Raw genomic sequence first — 16459 nt, 5'->3', positions numbered from 1 at the left:
AACGGTTATTAAACTGCTATTTCGGTTATTTGTTTTTGGTTTTTCTTTTGGTTATAGAAAACCTTCTAGAAAGCCACACTACGAACTGCATCTTAAAAATCACCAAAAACGAGCGTTTATGGTGATTTAATCCATGAACTAATGAATTAAATGGCTTTTTTAATTTTATTCAACAATCGGGCCATTTTCTTGAACAAAAGTTTTTAAAAAAATTGGCTGTATATATAGGTTCAATCTCTAAAGAAAGATCAATGATTCATAAGTCTGATAAAAATATTCAGGAGTTTTTTACCTTATATTCAATATTTTTCCTATGTAAACTGATACTGAGTTGATAAATAAATTTTTTAGGGAGGGAAAGGAGAAAAATGAATTTATTCCTCAAGGAACGATAAGAGCTGTTACTGTTTTTTTATGCTCTTAAATGCTTTTGTATTTTCGCCACAGTCTAAGGACCAAAAAGCATCATCCCCTGAACATTTTATATAAACGGTGGGAGCGAAACGGGGTCCATTCATTGGTTTACAGTTCGAAAATAGATTGGGGCAAAGATTTATTGATGTTCGGTAAATTTAAGTGTCATTCTGGCTCGAAAATTTTTGTAAAATTCAAATATCTTTTGATAAAGAAAACAAGTTGCTATTAAAAAATAACACTTGTAAGGGAGTTGATCTAATGACATGATTTCAAGGATTTTGACAATATTTCTTCGGTTGGGAACCACGATAACGTCAATAGGTTAAATAAATATTTTAATAGAGGAGATTATCACGGTGAGAAAAAAATTAAAAAGGATGTTGAGTTTTTTATTGATCTTTGCAATGATTTTTAGCGGTTTTGGGCAAGCGGTCGTTGCCAAGAGCAATAACCAAGCTAATCAAGGAAAAAATAAGATTTCTAGTGAGCAAAATGTAAAACAGTGGTTAAGTGAATATGAATTCTATGAGGACACAAGAATTGCAAAAATCTATGATCAGATTGCAATAAAAGAATTAAAGCGTTTTGCCACAGTCATAAAAAAAACGAATGCGAAGTTTGATTCTAAACTGATAGCGGAAATGGATGAAACTGGAGACTTTAAACAAAAAGAGATAAATGAACCTGATGTACTTCAACAATTGATTAACGAATATGAACAAGCTGTTGAAGAGGAGTACATAAAAGAGGTGGTTCTTAAAAGTGATCGGCTCTTGAAAATCAAACATAAGTTAACCATAGGTCTATGGGGGTATGTAAAAGAAAACGATTTTAATGAACCAACTGAAGCATTACTTGCAGACATACTCTTTAATTTTTATTTATCTGATAAAATTGTCAATAAAAATGCTATCGGCATTTTAAAGGATATCTCTGATCAAACGGATCACAAAGGAAATAAAATAAAAGCTCATTTGAATAACGCTGTGAAAATGTCTGAAAAAGCGAATGGGTTTCTAGAAAAAGATCTAGCTATCCCTGCATCAAAATCCTATCAAAATGCATATAAACAAGTGTTATTCGGACTTGAAAAAGCAGGCTATCAATTTAACACAGAATTCTTTGGATCTACTTCTGACACGGATGGTGACACGATAACCGATGGAATAGAATTCCTAGAGGGAATGAATCCATTTGAAAAGGATACAGATGGTGATGGATTAAAGGACAATATTGAATATGAGATGAAATCCTCTATTTCCCCTTTAAAATATGATACAGATGATAATGGCATAAGTGATGCAGATGAAGATAGCGATGAAGACGGCCTGAAAAATAAAGATGAGCAGGCTTATCAAACAAATTTGATGAAGAAAGATTCAGACCAAGATGGTTTAACTGACGGATTTGAAGTTCAACAGTTTGATTCATTACCTAATAAGGATGATACAGATAGCGATGGATTAAGTGATGGAGATGAACATGCTTTAAAGACAAACCCGAATGCTGCAGACAGTGATAATGACGAGACCACGGATTCACAAGAACTCCATCAACAATCTATTCGTCAATCATTGAAACCGTCTGGTAAATCAGAAATTACAAGTGTAGAAGTTAGTTTTAGTGCAAAGGATAATATTAATAAAACGACTAGAATTAGCACAAACAAAGGCAATATGAAAACAACTAATTTACACGGTATTATTGGTTCTCCTATTAGGATCAATACGCAATCAGAATTTGAGAAAGCAAGCATTACATTTACTTATGATGAATCAAAGCTAGGAGACACGTTGGAAGATGATCTAGCCATCGTTTGGTATAATGAAGAGGAAGAAATGTTTGAAAGCCTTAACGCTGTGTTAGATACAAGTAAGAATACAATAAGTGTGGAAACGACTCAGCTTAGTGAATATATGGTTGTTGATAAGAAAAAATGGTTGGAGCTTTGGAGTAAGGAAATAGACTACTTAAGCAGAGATAAGAATATAGTTTCTAGTAGCGATGATTCAAGTGGTGGAGAGACAGATCCAAAAGATTCAGATGGGGATGGCTTATACGATACCTATGAAACTGAAGGAATGAAAACACCATACGGTATCATCTACTCAGATCCTAACAAGAAAGATAGTGACGGAGATGGATTAACCGATGGGCAAGAAATGGGTCCATTCAAAACATTCACGACGGAATTTTTTGGAACTACTATTCATTTTGAAGGTTTCTTTCCAACCAGTTTTCCTGACCAAAAAGATAGTGATGGAGATGGAATTTTTGATAAAGAGGATGAAAGACCGTTGTTGTACTCTGATTTATCCAATTTAGTAATTTATCAATCAGATAGACCAGAAGGCTATGATGAAAATGGAGATGTAGCGAATGATATGAAAACAAATGATTATACTGGAGATGAAATGACTGACATTAGCTGGATGTTCAACTTCCAATTATGGGAATCTGATTGGCCAGATATTCTCTTTGATGAGTTCGAGTGGATGTCAACAAGCTTATTTTCTACGGGAGAAATGGAAGATGTTATTTTAGATATGATTGATCATTTTGAGGAAGGAAATGGTACTGATTATCGCAATCAGACTTTAACGAAAAAAGCGAGGGAGCATGAGACAACAAAAGCCTATATTGAATTCCTCAAAAATGCTTTAGTTGATGAGTTAAAGAAAAATGGAGGTAATTTGGCAGCACTTCAGTTTGATAAAAGTACAAAGGATACAGATAAATTTTATCAATATATACAGGATAATGCTGTTTACCCGACGTTTAGCACTTGGGGCGATAGAACAGGTGGACTTACAATTTCAGTAAATGATACTTGGGGGAATACCGTATCCGTAAAAGACTTTTCAGTAGAGAACAATCACTTTAAAGGTGTTATGCATGTTCGTTTATATGATCATTTTGGGTTAGATCAGCCAGATGTGGAGAAGGAGTATGTCAACTTAGCAGGATTTCGTGCCTGGTTTGTCTTACAGCATTATGATGATTATGATGGGGAATATAAGCCTTTTGTTACTTTAATGGAAATGGATATACCTTTCGAGGGGGAATTCAGCAATTAAAGTTAATTTAAAAATTCTAGTTTTGATTATTGGCATATGCTTCATTCCATTATACTTAATTGGATGTACAAAGAATGAGGAATCAAGCGGGGAAACAAAGATTTTCGAAATTGATAATACAGAACAGATCGTTGGTAAAAAGGATGAAGAAGAGGTGACTCTTAGAAAACATTATATGATTCTGAATCCACCAACAGATTTAATAGATTTAAAAGAATTAGTTGAAAAATACATTAAGAATCATCCAGTTGAAGGTGAAATTAAAGTAATAGAAGGAAAAAACAGGATTTTTTATATGTCCTTCTATAGGGAAAGTGACGATTTGCCAAGAGACTGGCAGTCTGATGAAAGTTATATGAATACGGATCGGATGGAACATCATAAGCATGATCTCATTGCATCGATCATTTGGTCAGATGCTGAACCACAAAAAGAATACAATGTTTATGATAAAAGTAAGGAAGGAAAGGTCCTGAAGCGGATGCATTTTAATGAGGATCAGCTTGTTGAGTGATTAGACTGGGGATCACTATTCCCATATGACCCTCATTACTCGAATCGTTTCCATGTTCCGTTAAAGGGCGCTTTAATGAAGTAATTAAAGCCTAATTTCTCGGTGTTAAAAGCGAGAAATTAGGCTTTTTTATATTTGGATTTCCTTACCATTGTAAATCCGTATTTTCCTGATGTTACTCCTTAGCGTAGGAAAAATCGGATTTTTTATCCTGAATTTCTCTTAGCGTATGTTTTCCGCGTTTTGTTGGTAGGACCCCTTTAATGACTCCACATATGAATGAACCATTTCTGGGGTAACTAATTTACGAGTAGGTATTAGCCTTTGGTTTGCAAGAACATTGATTTGCATAGTGATTTGATTAATATGGTCTGTTGTAAAATCCTTTTCAGCCTTACATAATTCTATAGCTCCTTGAATATAATCTTCACGTTGTTGGTCTAATAGGGAAAATTCAGTAAAAAGTTGATTTTGTTTTTGAGCATGTAACGTAAGGGCTTTATGTACACTCATTGTCCTTCACTCCTATAATTTTTTCTAATAGCTACTTCTATATTAACATCATCATTTTTTTAGCAATAGCAAAAACTATAAAAGATAAATCCAAAAGGTAGTTGTTTCACGCATCGGATGTGATTATGAATACGGACGAGTAAGCACCATTGATCAATCATTAGATTTACAGGAAGAGAAGTTAAAAGAATATGGCTGTGAGAAGATATTCATGGAGAAACAAAGTGGTGCTAAAAGTGATCGTGAGGAACTGATTAAGGCGTTAGACTTTTTAAGGGAAGGAGACTAGCTAGGAGTACATTTGATTTACAAAAGATTGCTAAGGAACTAGAAGAACGGGGAATAGCTTTAGTATTCATCAAAGAACAGATTGATTTTAGTACACCATCTGGAAAGCTAATGTTTACTATGCTGGGGGCTATTGCTGAGTTTGAACGTGATTTAATCAAAGATAGGACCACTGAGGGACGTGAAAGGGCAAAAGCTAAAGGAACTCATATGGGACGTAAAGGAAAGGACGAGAAGGACGTTAAAAAGGCTTTGAAGCTGTTTCAGGAGAGAGAATCTAACGGATTAAGTGTAAATGAGATAGCTAAAATGACAGGCGTTCCACGTTCCACTATTTACGCTAAAGCGAAAGAGACGAGACTTTAATAGTGTTAGCCTTTTTCTTTATGCAACTAACGGGGCAGTTTAGTTCATTAAGGTTTATGAATCCTACGATAACAAGATTTATTGCAGATACAATATTATTGAAGTTAAAATAACGGTTAATTCACTAACGATGTTGGTTCGATTTCTTTCAGGGGTGCCAACATCTCGGAAATTTTGTACGCTAAGCAAATTCTAACCTCAAAAACCGATTCCTTCTATTTATAAGGAATCGATTTTATTTTTCTTACTCAACAACTCACACGTTAGCCCATTATATATATTCTATTCCCTATCAAATGAATCTCTTATTAAGTCTAGGAATAACTTCTTTATATTAGAAAGGTACTTATTATCCTTCTTTTGTATTATCCCAATAGGAATGAAAGGATTCTTCAATTCTAAGGGCACTTTAACGATATTATCAGAAAGCTTTGAAGATGATAAGACTACACCAATGGAAGGAAAGTTATGAATATATAAAGGTATGGATAGTATCTGACTAACTGTGTAATAAAAGGGTTTCGAATCTAAATGTGAAAGCTCTTCTTCAAACTTTGTATAGTATAAACAATTTTCCCCACCAATAAAAACAGGGTATTCAGTTATATCATGCAACGATTGGATGGTAATAGGATCTTGATAATATTTTTTGGAAAATATTACGGATATTTCTTCTTCATATAAATGGATGAATGAATATCCATTTTCTTTGTACGGTTTTCCACCTATTGCAAAGTCGATCATACCACTATCTAAAAGATTTATTAGAGTGTCTGTATTTCCTACAGTAATATTACAAGTCACATTAGGTTTTATTTCCCGAAACTGGCTTATAGTAGATGGCAAAACTGTTGCTGCTGTTTCAATTGCCCCGATATTTATTGTGCCAACTTCTTCTTTTTCTATTGCTTTTGATTGCTCTAAAACAAAATCCCAATGTTTAATCAGAGAATGAATCTCCTTAGCGAAAATTTCTCCGGATTCTGTTAACTTTGCTTCCCATCCTCGTTCGAATAACTTAAATCCAATTTCATTTTCTAGTTTTTGTATATGGCTCGTTATAGTTGATTGAGCATAGTTTAATTTTTGAGCTGCTTTTGAAAATGTCCCTTCCCTTAAAATTGCTTGGAATGTCTTAACTTCTTTTAAATCCATATCCAGTAATCTCCATTCGTTTTTATGAACTTTTCATTCGATTATTTCAATTATACAAATAACATTAGTGGAGGTAAAATTAACTTGTTATCAAAAGGAGGGGGAAAATGCCATTCGTTCAAATTAGTTATTTGGAAAATGAATATAATCACAAAGATTTACAGCTAATCAGTAGAAATGTTATGGCCGCACTTATTGAAGAATTTCATGTACCCAAAAAGGATTATTTTCAAATTTTCCAGTCGCATAAGGTGGATGAGTTTTATTTTGATCCGAATTATCTTATTAGTAGTAAAAGAACAAACCAACTGCTTTACATCTTAATCACATGCGGTCCAGGCAGATCTAAACAGCAAAAAGAATTACTGTATAAGAGTATTGCTAACAAATTGCACAATAATTGTAATGTAGTTAAAGAAAATGTATTTATAATTCTATCGGAAACAAATCTTGAAAACTGGTCATTTGGAGACGGAATTGCTCAAATGATTTAGTGTTTTAATATCATACTTAATAATCGAGAGGAGCAAGAGATATGAACAAACCCATTACTCCTACTGTAAGAAATTCATTAGGGCATTTTGCACCAGATTTTGTTAGATACTCTGAAGACATACTTTTCGGAGATTTATGGAGACGAGATAATTTAAATTTAAGAGACCGAAGCCTAATTACTGTTACAGCGCTAGTAACTGGAGAAAACCTAAATCAGCTTCCATATCATTTAGAACTTGCGAAACAAAACGGTCTAACAGAGGAGGAACTTATAGAGACTATTACTCATTTAAGTTTTTACGTTGGATGGCCGCGATCCGCATCAGCATTAGAAGTAGCTAAGGAAACATTCGGAAGAGGAAAGTAGTAAACCGTATGAACGGCTAAGAAGGTAATAAATCAATTTCGTTTCAAGTGATTACCTCCTTTTTCTTTAATTGAGTAAATTTTACCAGCTTCTAAAGAAGAAGTTACCAACTCTCTAGATTTTGAGGCAATTTCTCGATTGACCTTAATAAACTAACGGGTGCGTTAGCTGAAGAACGCAGCTGTCTTAAAGACAGCTTTATCTTATGGAACTAAGGGGTCAGTTTAGTGTAACAACAATACAGTTTTTTTACGGCGATGAAAATTGTTAACAACGTCTAAATATTTTTAAAGTGTTACATCCAAGGTGGATGAACAGAGTTTACTGTAAAAGATTTAAAATATGCAAAAATAGTGATCAAGGTTATTTTGATCACTATTTTTGGTTCCAAATTTCCTATGTCTTCTATTCAATTTAAAATTAAATACCAGAGCAATGATCAATATGGGTTTCCTAAATTATGAATTATATGTTTCTCTGTTTAGATTCACAATATCTTTATGTGAAAATCCAGCTGAAAATTTCTCTATTGCCTTATCCCGTAGGAATGGGGCTTTTTCTTTATTTGCCTTTTTCAATGCTTCCGTTAGTTCCTCTTTTGTTAGTTCTGTGCAGTATGCAGGAGTTCCTGGCTGTTGTCTCCACGAATCACTTAAAGAACCACTATCTACTGCGTCGAAGCCTAGCTCGTTTACTACGTCCATGATTATTTGTTTTTGTGATAGGTCATTACCAGCAATAGCCATGGCAATGCGACCACTAGTACCTTCGGGGGTTCCTTTATTTTCTAAAGTATAAGCTAATTGATTGTTGAAAGCTTTAATGATAGGTCTACCTAATTGATTTGAAACCCAAACACTTTCAACCATCCCGTTCTCAATTTCTTCAATTTTATTGTCTCTAAAAGGATAATAATTTGAAGTGTCTACAGCGATTACTTCCTCTCCAGCTTTATCTACAATGTTGCGAATGCTTGGCATTACATGAAAAGGGATAGATATTATAAGAACATCAATATTTGTTATTACATCTTCTACACTCACAGGTGTTCCAGCAATCTCTTTTCCTTCTAAACGTTCAATTCCTCGAGCATCTGCAATTTTGACATCATGTCCATTCTTAACTAATTTTTTAGAAATAATTGTCCCTATTGGTCCTGCACCTATAATTCCAAATCTCATTATTGTTCCTCCTAAATATAATTTTGTTCGATTATGATTCAATATCAGCTATGGAATTTTCCAATTGCCTCAACGCGAAATCGTCTACATTCCTTTTTTTGCAAGCATTAAGGTAATTGAGAGGTAATTGTGTGTTTTGGTTATAAATAATATATTAGATATAATAAACTCATTACTCTTACTTTTGAAGTAGGCAATAAAAAATGATATAGTACACTTTTTTGTACTTTATAGAAGAAAAGGGATGTAAGTATGGCTAGAATATGCAAGGATGGATTTGAAAAAGAGTTTATTAAGGAGCAAAGAGACGTTTATGGTATTGCGTATACCCAAAATATGCTTTCAGGACGCTGGAAGTATCTTATTCTTTGGTTTTTAAAAACAAAAGAACGTCGTTATAGCGAAATTAAAGCTTTTTTATGGGACATTTCACAAGGTTCTCTTACAAAACAGTTGAGAGAATTAGAAACAGATGGATTAATTAAACGAGAGGTTTTTCCTGAGGTACCTCCACGTGTTGAATATTCATTAACAACTAAAGGGCGTGAATTTATCCCAATACTTGATATGATGGAGAATTTCGGCAAAAAATTCGGGGAGAAACCTGAGTGAAATAATAAAATGATATTTTTTATTAATTGGGCCGATATTGTGAAGTGTTGTACTTAAATTAACGGGGGTGTTTCTGAAACAACGGAAACGCACTTTTCTTCTTTAAGTAACCAGCTAATAGAAGCTCGATCTTATTCCATTATAGGGAGCGATTCTTTAATAAGAATCGCTTTTCTTAATGAACTAACGGGTGCGTTAGTTGATTAGGGATCACTAAAAATAATCAATTTTATAAAAACTGTATACTAAATCACTAGAAAAGATTCCATTTTGAACATCTTTTTTCAAAATGGATTCTTTTTATTTACGCTAATATGGGGGTTCAGGAGGACCTTTTGATCAATCCCTAGAGTTGATCTTTCTTATACGCTTAAACGTTGGATTCGAGCATATCGATGATTTAATTGAGGAGCAGGGACAAGCAATCGCAAAGGGTACGGAGTAAAGCATTTAATGCAATCATCCATCAATTCAAATTAATTAAACAATTTTTTATTGACACTACCATTTGGTCATGATAGAATCACTCTCGTACTATATTCACCTGAATTTAAAAATCTTACTTTTAATTGAATATAATGTTTGACTCTTATCAAGAGAGGTGGAGGGACTGTGCCCTGTGAAGCCCGGCAACCGTCAGTTAATTAACTGAAATGGTGCCAATTCCTGCAAAGCAATGTGCTTTGGAAGATGAGAGAAAGGATTGTTTAACCAACCTTTCTACTCATGTGTAGAAAGGTTTTTTTGAGAAAAAAAACTTTCCTTTCCCCTGTATAATAACTTCGGACAAACTAACATAATAAGGGCTCTGCTGCCACCATTAATTTCAGGTCTTACAGTTACAACAATTGCTCTAGTTGGTTATACAGCTATTGCTGGGGTAATTGGTGCAGATGGTTTAGGTAATTTGTTATATCTTGAAAGTTTTCAGCGCAATAATAATGATGTTACATTGGTAGCAACTGTATTAATTTTATTCATTGTTTTTATCATACAATTTATAGGTGATATATTTTTTACATCAAAAATAGATAGACAATAAGGGAGAAATGAATTATGAAAAAATGGATATCAACTTTAGCAGTTTCCTCAGCTTTATTATTAGGTTTAGCAGCTTGTGGTACATCTAACGGCGGATCGGATTCTTCAGACAAAGAAAAGAAAATCCTTGTGGGTGCATCAAACATTCCGCATGCTGAAATTTTAGAAGAGGCAAAGCCATTATTAAAGGAAAAGGGAATTGATTTAGAAATTAAAACATTCCAAGATTATATTATACCGAACACAGCGTTAGCTGATGAAGAGATTGATGCGAATTATTTCCAACACGTTCCATATCTTAAATCAGTGTTAAAAGAAAATCCAGACTATGACTTTGTAAATGCGGGTGCTATTCATATTGAGCCAATCGGTATTTACTCTAAAAAGTATGATAGCTTAAAAGATCTTCCAAAAAACGGTACAGTTATTATGCGTAATGCTGTAGCTGAACAAGGTCGTATTCTATCTATTTTTGAAAAAGAAGGCGTTATTAAGCTAAAAGAAGGCCTCAATAAAACAGAAGCTACTATTAATGATATTGTAGAAAATCCTAAAAACTTAACTTTTAATGCAGATATAGAAGGTGGCCTATTACCTCAAATTTATAATAACAACGAAGGTGATGCGGTTGTTATTAATGCTAACTATGCGTTAGATGCAGGGCTAGATCCGCTTAAAGACCCAATCGCTGTTGAATCGGGTGAAGATAATCCATATGGAAACATTATCACTGTACGTAAGGGTGATGAAAATAAAGAGACAGTAAAAGCGTTAGTTGAAGTACTTCACTCTAAAGAAATACAAGACTTCATTACTGAAAAATATAAAGGTGCAGTCATACCTGTATCTAAATAAAAAATCACCCTTTCATGAACTATACCCCAAATAATGGAGACTTCGAAAAAGGTCCCTTATTCGGGGTTTTTCTATGTCTATATACTAGAAACCCGTTTATTAGGTTCTGATGCAAAAATCCATTATAATTACAATTAATCTCTTAATCATGAACATACTGATACTATTACTCTAAAAAGGTGCTGCATGGATGGCTAACAGGTGCGTTAGTTCATTAAAAAGAAGGAAATTAAGTCGATTCCTTAACGTAGAGGAGATGGACTTTTTAGGTTGGAATTCTCTTAGTGTATAAAATTTCCGAAATGGGAGGTATAGCATTGTTGCTACCGTTCATAAAAGTACACTTTTACGAACGGTTTTTTAAAAAATAAAATCCCCTATTTTAACGTTTGTTAAAGATGGAGAGGGATTTACGGACGTTCGTGGTTTTACAACCATTTTCACGAACGTTTTTTATAGAATAAGACGAAAAAATAAAAAAAGGAGTAAAGAAATGGATGATCGAATGATCGCAGGCTAAAAATAACAGATTTAAGATAAAAGTAGTATAAACAATAAAAACAAATGTTATAATAGTAATAACAATTAGAACTTCATTTGAAGGAGGAACGAATAATGGCTATTAGGAAATTAACTAAAGTCGGAAATAGCTTGGGTATTACGTTTCCAGTTGAAATGTTGAAAACTGCAAATTTAGCTTTTGGAGACGAATTAGAGGTTGAGTTCAAGGGTGAAGAAATCATTTTAAGGAAAAATAAAAATGTGAAATTACCTAAAGGTGTAGATGCAGAATTTATGGAAATGTTATCAGACGTTATTAAAGAACATGACGAAGCATTCAAGGGTTTGGTGGATAGATAATATGACGTTTGATATTATCTATCTTTCCACTAATCAAATTATTGCTATCAATGCCATTCAAATAAAAGTTTATTCTCCTAAAGAACAAATCGGAGTGAAAGATCCCGGTCTACTTGATTCTGCAGTGAACAGACCCAAACAAACTGTTTTCGAAAGTGATGCTTACCCATCTATTCATGAAAAGGCTGCAGCATTATTCGAATCCATTTCAAAAAATCATGCTTTCCACAACGCAAACAAGAGAACAGCACTCGCTTCCCTTATTATGTTTCTGAAGATCAATCATTATCAATGGATAATGGGAATAGAAGAAGAACAGGATTTTGTTGTAGATGTCGTCAACCATAAGTATGATTTTAAAGCTATCTCAAGAATCATCCAAGAGAACATAAAGGCTTTATAAAATGTTCGATTCATGGAGCATTTTAGCAATTTTGTCTTTACTGAAGGTTGGTTTTATAACATTGGAAAAATATAAAGTTGATGATAAGCACTAACTCATGATGGGCATTGGAATAAAATAAGTGATTATTCTAAAAAAGGAGGAACAAGTCATCTGAATTACTTGTTCCTCCTTTTGATTTTCTATTTCTTTATAAAAGAAGAAGCTAAGTAATACTAAATTAGATTTAACAACTTTAGACATTATCTCTTTGGTCATAGATAGTTGTATAAGGCGTTATCCACTTTTCCTAATAATTTTTAAATTATTGGACCTGGAAGTCTGTATAAACGTTTGAATAAACTACTTGCAAGGTATGGAAGTATCTTTTATTAAATCTCGACCTTTTTTATATCTTCAATCTTTCAACCATTTTCGAAACGGATCTTTAAAGGGGTGCCATTCAATTGGAATCCAAAAATCAGCAAAAACTTCTGAATATGACGACTTTCTTCTATTATATATACTCCCCAAACACATCTGATTTCCACAAATGAATCGCATGGCGTTCTTTTTCAAAAACCTTCTCCAAATAAATTTCTGTTGTGGAGAGCTGCTCATGGCCCAGACTCTTCATAATCTGATAGACATCCACTCCATTTAAGTGAGAAATGATGGCAAAGGCATGCCTAAAGGTATGAGGACCAATGGAAGAAGAACGAAACTTCAAAAAAGGCACTCCACTCTCTTTAATGGCTTTTGTTATGTATTGAGACAAATAAGAGGGAGAGTAGGCACGGCCGGTATTGGTCGTAAAGAGCGGGTCGTCTCCTCCTGCTGTCTCTATATCGTCGATTCCTCTAGCTGAACGGAACATTCGAATACTATTCATTCCTTTTTCCTTCAATGGTATTTGCCTTCTTTTATTTCCTTTACCTAGGACCTCTAAATAATACGTGCTGGTAATGGAATCATATTGAAGATCCTTGACTCGGAGTCTTGTAAACTCTTCATTGCGCATGCCTGTCATCGTAAGGATATGAATGATCGAAAAAACGATGGGGTGGTTGATTTCCCTGAAATAATCAAGTAGCTGAATGACTTCCTTCGGTCCCAAATCACGGTTCGGCCGATCATCTTTACGAATATTGATCTTAAAGAAACCTTCATGAATTGGCTCCGTGATATAGCCTGATTCGAACAGGAATGTCAAGAAATTCTTAATGATGGTTGTCTTTCTGGATAATGTGGCAACAGAATAAGCTCCTTTTTTTAAAACATAGGGGCTTTTTTCTGATAACCATTCTTGATATCTTCGAATGTGCCGGGTAGATAGAGATTTAAAGAGGGAACCGTCCGCAACTTTTTCAAAGTCTACATTGATTTCTACCGAATAAGTGAGCAATTGTTCAATAAATTGAATGAGGTCCCGCTCATAGGCTTGGACGGTGCGGGTGGATTTTTCGTGTTGCCGTTTTAAATGCTCTCGTCGTTGTAGAAACCACTGTAGCATCTCTATATCGCTAAAATCCGAAAAAGGATGTTCTCCATTTATTTCTGTCGTATCTAATCGTTCTTGTAAAGTGTGGATAGAAATTTCTGACAAACTTTTTTTCCAAGCACTATTCTGAAGCTCTTTCGTTTTCTCTACCAGTTCATGCATCCCTGTAACCTCACTTTTATAATGCACCTATTAATAAGATAAACTATATATGTAGTACTTACCTTTTCATTAACATTACTTACATTATAACAAATTACTAGAGTTAAATAATTATGTATAACCTAAATAAATTCTATATTTATTTAGGTAATCCTTAATTAATTATATAACTAGATTCGAAAATTATAATAATAATGTAGGGTTTAAATAATAAATTTATAAGGGTAAATATAAGATGAATCTAAAATTATACTTATTTAAATCAATATTATATATTATGATAGATATATGAAATAAATAGTTAATCATGAGATAGACATATAACAATTAAAGATAAGATATGAAAGGTAACTAGACAAATAATGAATAAACTAAACCATGAAAAACACACACAAACTACATCCTATGAAATTGGGGAATCTGTTTATGTTCTTCAAACATGTACGGAAGAAGAAGACGCAGAGAGTTTTTACTACTATAAACAATTTGAAAAAAAAGAAGGAGTGATTTTGGAAGTAATCGAACACCCACGTCTCCAATATCGTGTAAAATTTGGCCAGGCGGTAGCAGTCTTGTATCATGAGGAATTGACGAATGGGAACCAACGAGATTTTCCAATAAAATTAACGGTTAATCAAGAAGGATGGGAGGGGGATAAAGTGGAATGGTATACACAAAAAGAAGTAGCTGATTTATTAGGAGTATCCAAGGCAACTGTCTATCATTATGGGAAACAGAAGAAAATCATTAAAATTCTGGATCCACATCGATTACATAAAGAGGCACGTTATGGAAAAGCGGAAGTGGATCGATTAGTGTATGAAAAGCAATCTTTACCTACAGGTATGAGTCCAAATGATGTTGCAAAGAAATTGGGATTATCTGTACAAAGTGTTTATAAGTATATACAGGATGGTTCGATAAAAGCTAAGGCCGTCCCTTATGGTGATGAAAGAATCACTTATGTAATTTCGGAAACAGCCTATCATGAAGCAGAGAAATCACTCAAACCATCTGAAACACAGCGACCAAAAAAATATGAATATTATGATTCAAAAAATGACATTGTTTTGTATCAAAAATTTCATTCAACTAAAATACCAGAGGCACGTGTGGTTCGTAATGAAGATAATGTATTTGGTTTCTACCTACCCAATATCCAAAAGTGGTTGACGTATGAAGAAGGAGTTAAAAATTATGCATTAAAGCCATCATACTCGATCCACCAACCTACTTTGGATTATAAAGGCTATGTTGAGCTTCAGGTACCAAAAAACGAAGTTGTATTTTATCCCTTCATTGACTATTTATATAAAAACTGGGGTGTTGAAAACGTAAGAATGAGAGAGCAAGATAGTTCAGTTTTACTCTTCATTCGGGCAGGGGAAAGACCGTTAATGCCAGAGATGATTAGTATTGCTGATATCTTACCGTATTTAACCAATGGAGAAATGCACCATGAAGATGATACTTTGATATTACGTAGTCCAAATAGAAAAACTAGTTTTGAATTACCTAATAATTTGTTAGAAACGATTTCTGATTTAGCTGAACAAGAAGGGATTAGTATCAGTAAATGGGTCGAGCAAAAATTATCGTCGATAATTAAATAACTATCCTATTTGCGTTTGACCTTCGAGCTATAAAATGTAAAGATTTGTTATAGGATAATGGGGATGGATTTGATGGGCTTAAATCTTAAGAGGGAAAACCTCCAAAATAAGGAAGTGTTAAACGATGAATTTACAAATTATTATGCAGGAGCTTGAAGCTCTCGGCAAGGAACGAACCAAGAAAATTTACGAATCCAATGGTGCGCACGAGCCGCTTTTTGGCGTGGCTACAGGCGCTATGAAGCCAATCGCCAAGAAAATAAAAAACAATCAACTTTTGGCTGATCAGCTTTACGCCACAGGAAACTACGACGCAATGTACTTTGCAGGCATAATTGCAGACCCAAAAGCAATGGAAGAGGCGGATTTTGAGCGTTGGATGGATGCGGCGTATTTTTATATGCTGTCCGATTATGTGGTTGCAGTAACTTTAGCTGAAACAAATATTGCACAAGACGTTTCCGATAAATGGATCGCAAGCGGTGAAGAGCTGAGAATGTCAGCGGGATGGAGTTGCTACTGCTGGCTATTGGGCAATCGCCCGGACAGTGAATTTTCCGAAAGCAAGATTGTTAATATGCTTGAAAATGTGGAAAATATGATTCACGATTCTCCAGAACGAACTAAATACGCTATGAATAATTTTATATACACAGTGGGGATTTCATATTTGCCGCTACATGATAAGGCGGTCGAGACCGCAAAGGCAGTAGGCCCAGTAGAGTTCAAACGGGACAAGAAAAAAAGCAGTTTCCTACTAGCTTCCGAAAGTATTCAAAAGGCAGTAGATAAAGGGCAGCTTGGATTCAAACGCAAAAATGTAAGATGTTAATAAATTGCCTTGCATCGCGAGCGATCTTCAATTAGGTGTTGTGGCTACAATAGTGTCTGGATTAATTAGTAGAATAATCTGGATAGGTACACCTCTAAAAAAACAATCTTTGGAATTGTTTTCTCTCTATTGTTTCCAGATAAAAATAATGAAAATAAATTAAGATGAATCTTCCAAAAGTAAGCATTAATTATTCAACATAAGTAAGGTAAAGGAATGGATAGCCA

14 protein-coding genes, 2 pseudogenes and 1 riboswitch are annotated in these 16459 nt (G+C 34.1%); of the genes and pseudogenes, 12 read left to right on the top strand and 4 right to left on the bottom strand.

Annotation, left to right across the window (positions count from 1 at the left end):
* Positions 1–773: 773 nt before the first annotated feature.
* Both ABIE66_RS28530 and ABIE66_RS28525 read left to right on the top strand, forming a co-directional pair.
* Complete coding sequence (locus ABIE66_RS28530; RefSeq protein ID WP_370017206.1) at positions 774–3494, top strand: DUF3289 family protein; 2721 nt, start codon at positions 774–776, stop codon at positions 3492–3494.
* A gap of 22 nt (positions 3495–3516) precedes the next feature.
* The gene (locus tag ABIE66_RS28525) at positions 3517–4008 is read left to right on the top strand and encodes a hypothetical protein (RefSeq protein WP_370017205.1); all 492 of its coding nucleotides are present in this window, start codon (positions 3517–3519) and stop codon (positions 4006–4008) included.
* Between the two features lie 222 nt (positions 4009–4230).
* Here the strand turns inward: ABIE66_RS28525 and ABIE66_RS28520 are convergent, their stop codons facing one another.
* Positions 4231–4521 (bottom strand): DUF2533 family protein, encoded by a 291-nt coding sequence (locus ABIE66_RS28520; protein ID WP_125163413.1) that lies wholly within the window; start codon positions 4519–4521, stop codon positions 4231–4233.
* Positions 4522–4633: 112 nt separating this feature from the next.
* Here ABIE66_RS28520 and ABIE66_RS28515 point away from each other — a divergent pair.
* A pseudogene (locus ABIE66_RS28515) lies at positions 4634–5175 on the top strand (recombinase family protein).
* A gap of 282 nt (positions 5176–5457) precedes the next feature.
* Here the strand turns inward: ABIE66_RS28515 and ABIE66_RS28510 are convergent.
* Complete coding sequence (locus ABIE66_RS28510) at positions 5458–6330, bottom strand: LysR family transcriptional regulator (RefSeq protein WP_264639613.1); 873 nt, start codon at positions 6328–6330, stop codon at positions 5458–5460.
* Positions 6331–6437: 107 nt separating this feature from the next.
* Here ABIE66_RS28510 and ABIE66_RS28505 point away from each other — a divergent pair, with 107 nt between their 5' ends.
* Together ABIE66_RS28505 and ABIE66_RS28500 are read left to right on the top strand one after the other, a co-directional pair.
* Complete coding sequence (locus ABIE66_RS28505) at positions 6438–6824, top strand: tautomerase family protein (RefSeq protein ID WP_264639612.1); 387 nt, start codon at positions 6438–6440, stop codon at positions 6822–6824.
* Between the two features lie 41 nt (positions 6825–6865).
* Positions 6866–7192 (top strand): carboxymuconolactone decarboxylase family protein, encoded by a 327-nt coding sequence (locus tag ABIE66_RS28500; RefSeq protein ID WP_264639611.1) that lies wholly within the window; start codon positions 6866–6868, stop codon positions 7190–7192.
* A 458-nt stretch (positions 7193–7650) separates the two neighbouring features.
* On the opposite strand, the gene ABIE66_RS28495 is transcribed toward ABIE66_RS28500, so the two are convergent.
* A complete protein-coding gene (locus ABIE66_RS28495; RefSeq protein ID WP_370017204.1) occupies positions 7651–8373 on the bottom strand; it encodes an NADPH-dependent F420 reductase in 723 nt (240 codons plus the stop codon).
* 252 nt (positions 8374–8625) lie between these two features.
* On the opposite strand from ABIE66_RS28495, the gene ABIE66_RS28490 reads away from it, so the two are divergent.
* The 5 genes and pseudogenes from ABIE66_RS28490 to ABIE66_RS28470 all read left to right on the top strand — a co-directional run bounded on the left by ABIE66_RS28490 (position 8626) and on the right by ABIE66_RS28470 (position 12145).
* A complete protein-coding gene (locus ABIE66_RS28490; RefSeq protein ID WP_101226146.1) occupies positions 8626–8985 on the top strand; it encodes a winged helix-turn-helix transcriptional regulator in 360 nt (119 codons plus the stop codon).
* Between the two features lie 586 nt (positions 8986–9571).
* Positions 9572–9682: riboswitch (SAM riboswitch) on the top strand.
* 99 nt (positions 9683–9781) lie between these two features.
* Positions 9782–10027, top strand: a pseudogene (locus ABIE66_RS28485) (ABC transporter permease subunit); the annotation flags it as partial.
* 14 nt (positions 10028–10041) lie between these two features.
* The gene (locus ABIE66_RS28480) at positions 10042–10881 is read left to right on the top strand and encodes a MetQ/NlpA family ABC transporter substrate-binding protein (protein WP_214796060.1); all 840 of its coding nucleotides are present in this window, start codon (positions 10042–10044) and stop codon (positions 10879–10881) included.
* Between the two features lie 615 nt (positions 10882–11496).
* Positions 11497–11742, top strand: a complete 246-nt coding sequence (locus tag ABIE66_RS28475; RefSeq protein ID WP_048689328.1) for an AbrB/MazE/SpoVT family DNA-binding domain-containing protein — start codon at positions 11497–11499, stop codon at positions 11740–11742.
* Position 11743: 1 nt separating this feature from the next.
* Positions 11744–12145: a type II toxin-antitoxin system death-on-curing family toxin gene (locus ABIE66_RS28470; protein WP_370017203.1), complete on the top strand. Its 402-nt coding sequence runs from the start codon at positions 11744–11746 to the stop codon at positions 12143–12145.
* Between the two features lie 496 nt (positions 12146–12641).
* On the opposite strand, the gene ABIE66_RS28465 is transcribed toward ABIE66_RS28470, so the two are convergent.
* On the bottom strand, positions 12642–13787 hold the full coding sequence (locus tag ABIE66_RS28465) for a tyrosine-type recombinase/integrase (RefSeq protein WP_370017202.1): 1146 nt from the start codon (positions 13785–13787) through the stop codon (positions 12642–12644).
* Positions 13788–14149: 362 nt separating this feature from the next.
* On the opposite strand from ABIE66_RS28465, the gene ABIE66_RS28460 reads away from it, so the two are divergent.
* Positions 14150–15400, top strand: a complete 1251-nt coding sequence (locus tag ABIE66_RS28460; protein WP_370017201.1) for a helix-turn-helix domain-containing protein — start codon at positions 14150–14152, stop codon at positions 15398–15400.
* A 124-nt stretch (positions 15401–15524) separates the two neighbouring features.
* A complete protein-coding gene (locus ABIE66_RS28455) occupies positions 15525–16232 on the top strand; it encodes a DNA alkylation repair protein (protein WP_370017200.1) in 708 nt (235 codons plus the stop codon).
* Positions 16233–16459: the final 227 nt, after the last annotated feature.

Source organism: Peribacillus sp. B2I2, from assembly GCF_041261685.1.
Lineage (GTDB): Bacteria > Bacillota > Bacilli > Bacillales > DSM-1321 > Peribacillus.
This window is presented reverse-complemented; position numbering and strand designations above follow the sequence as displayed.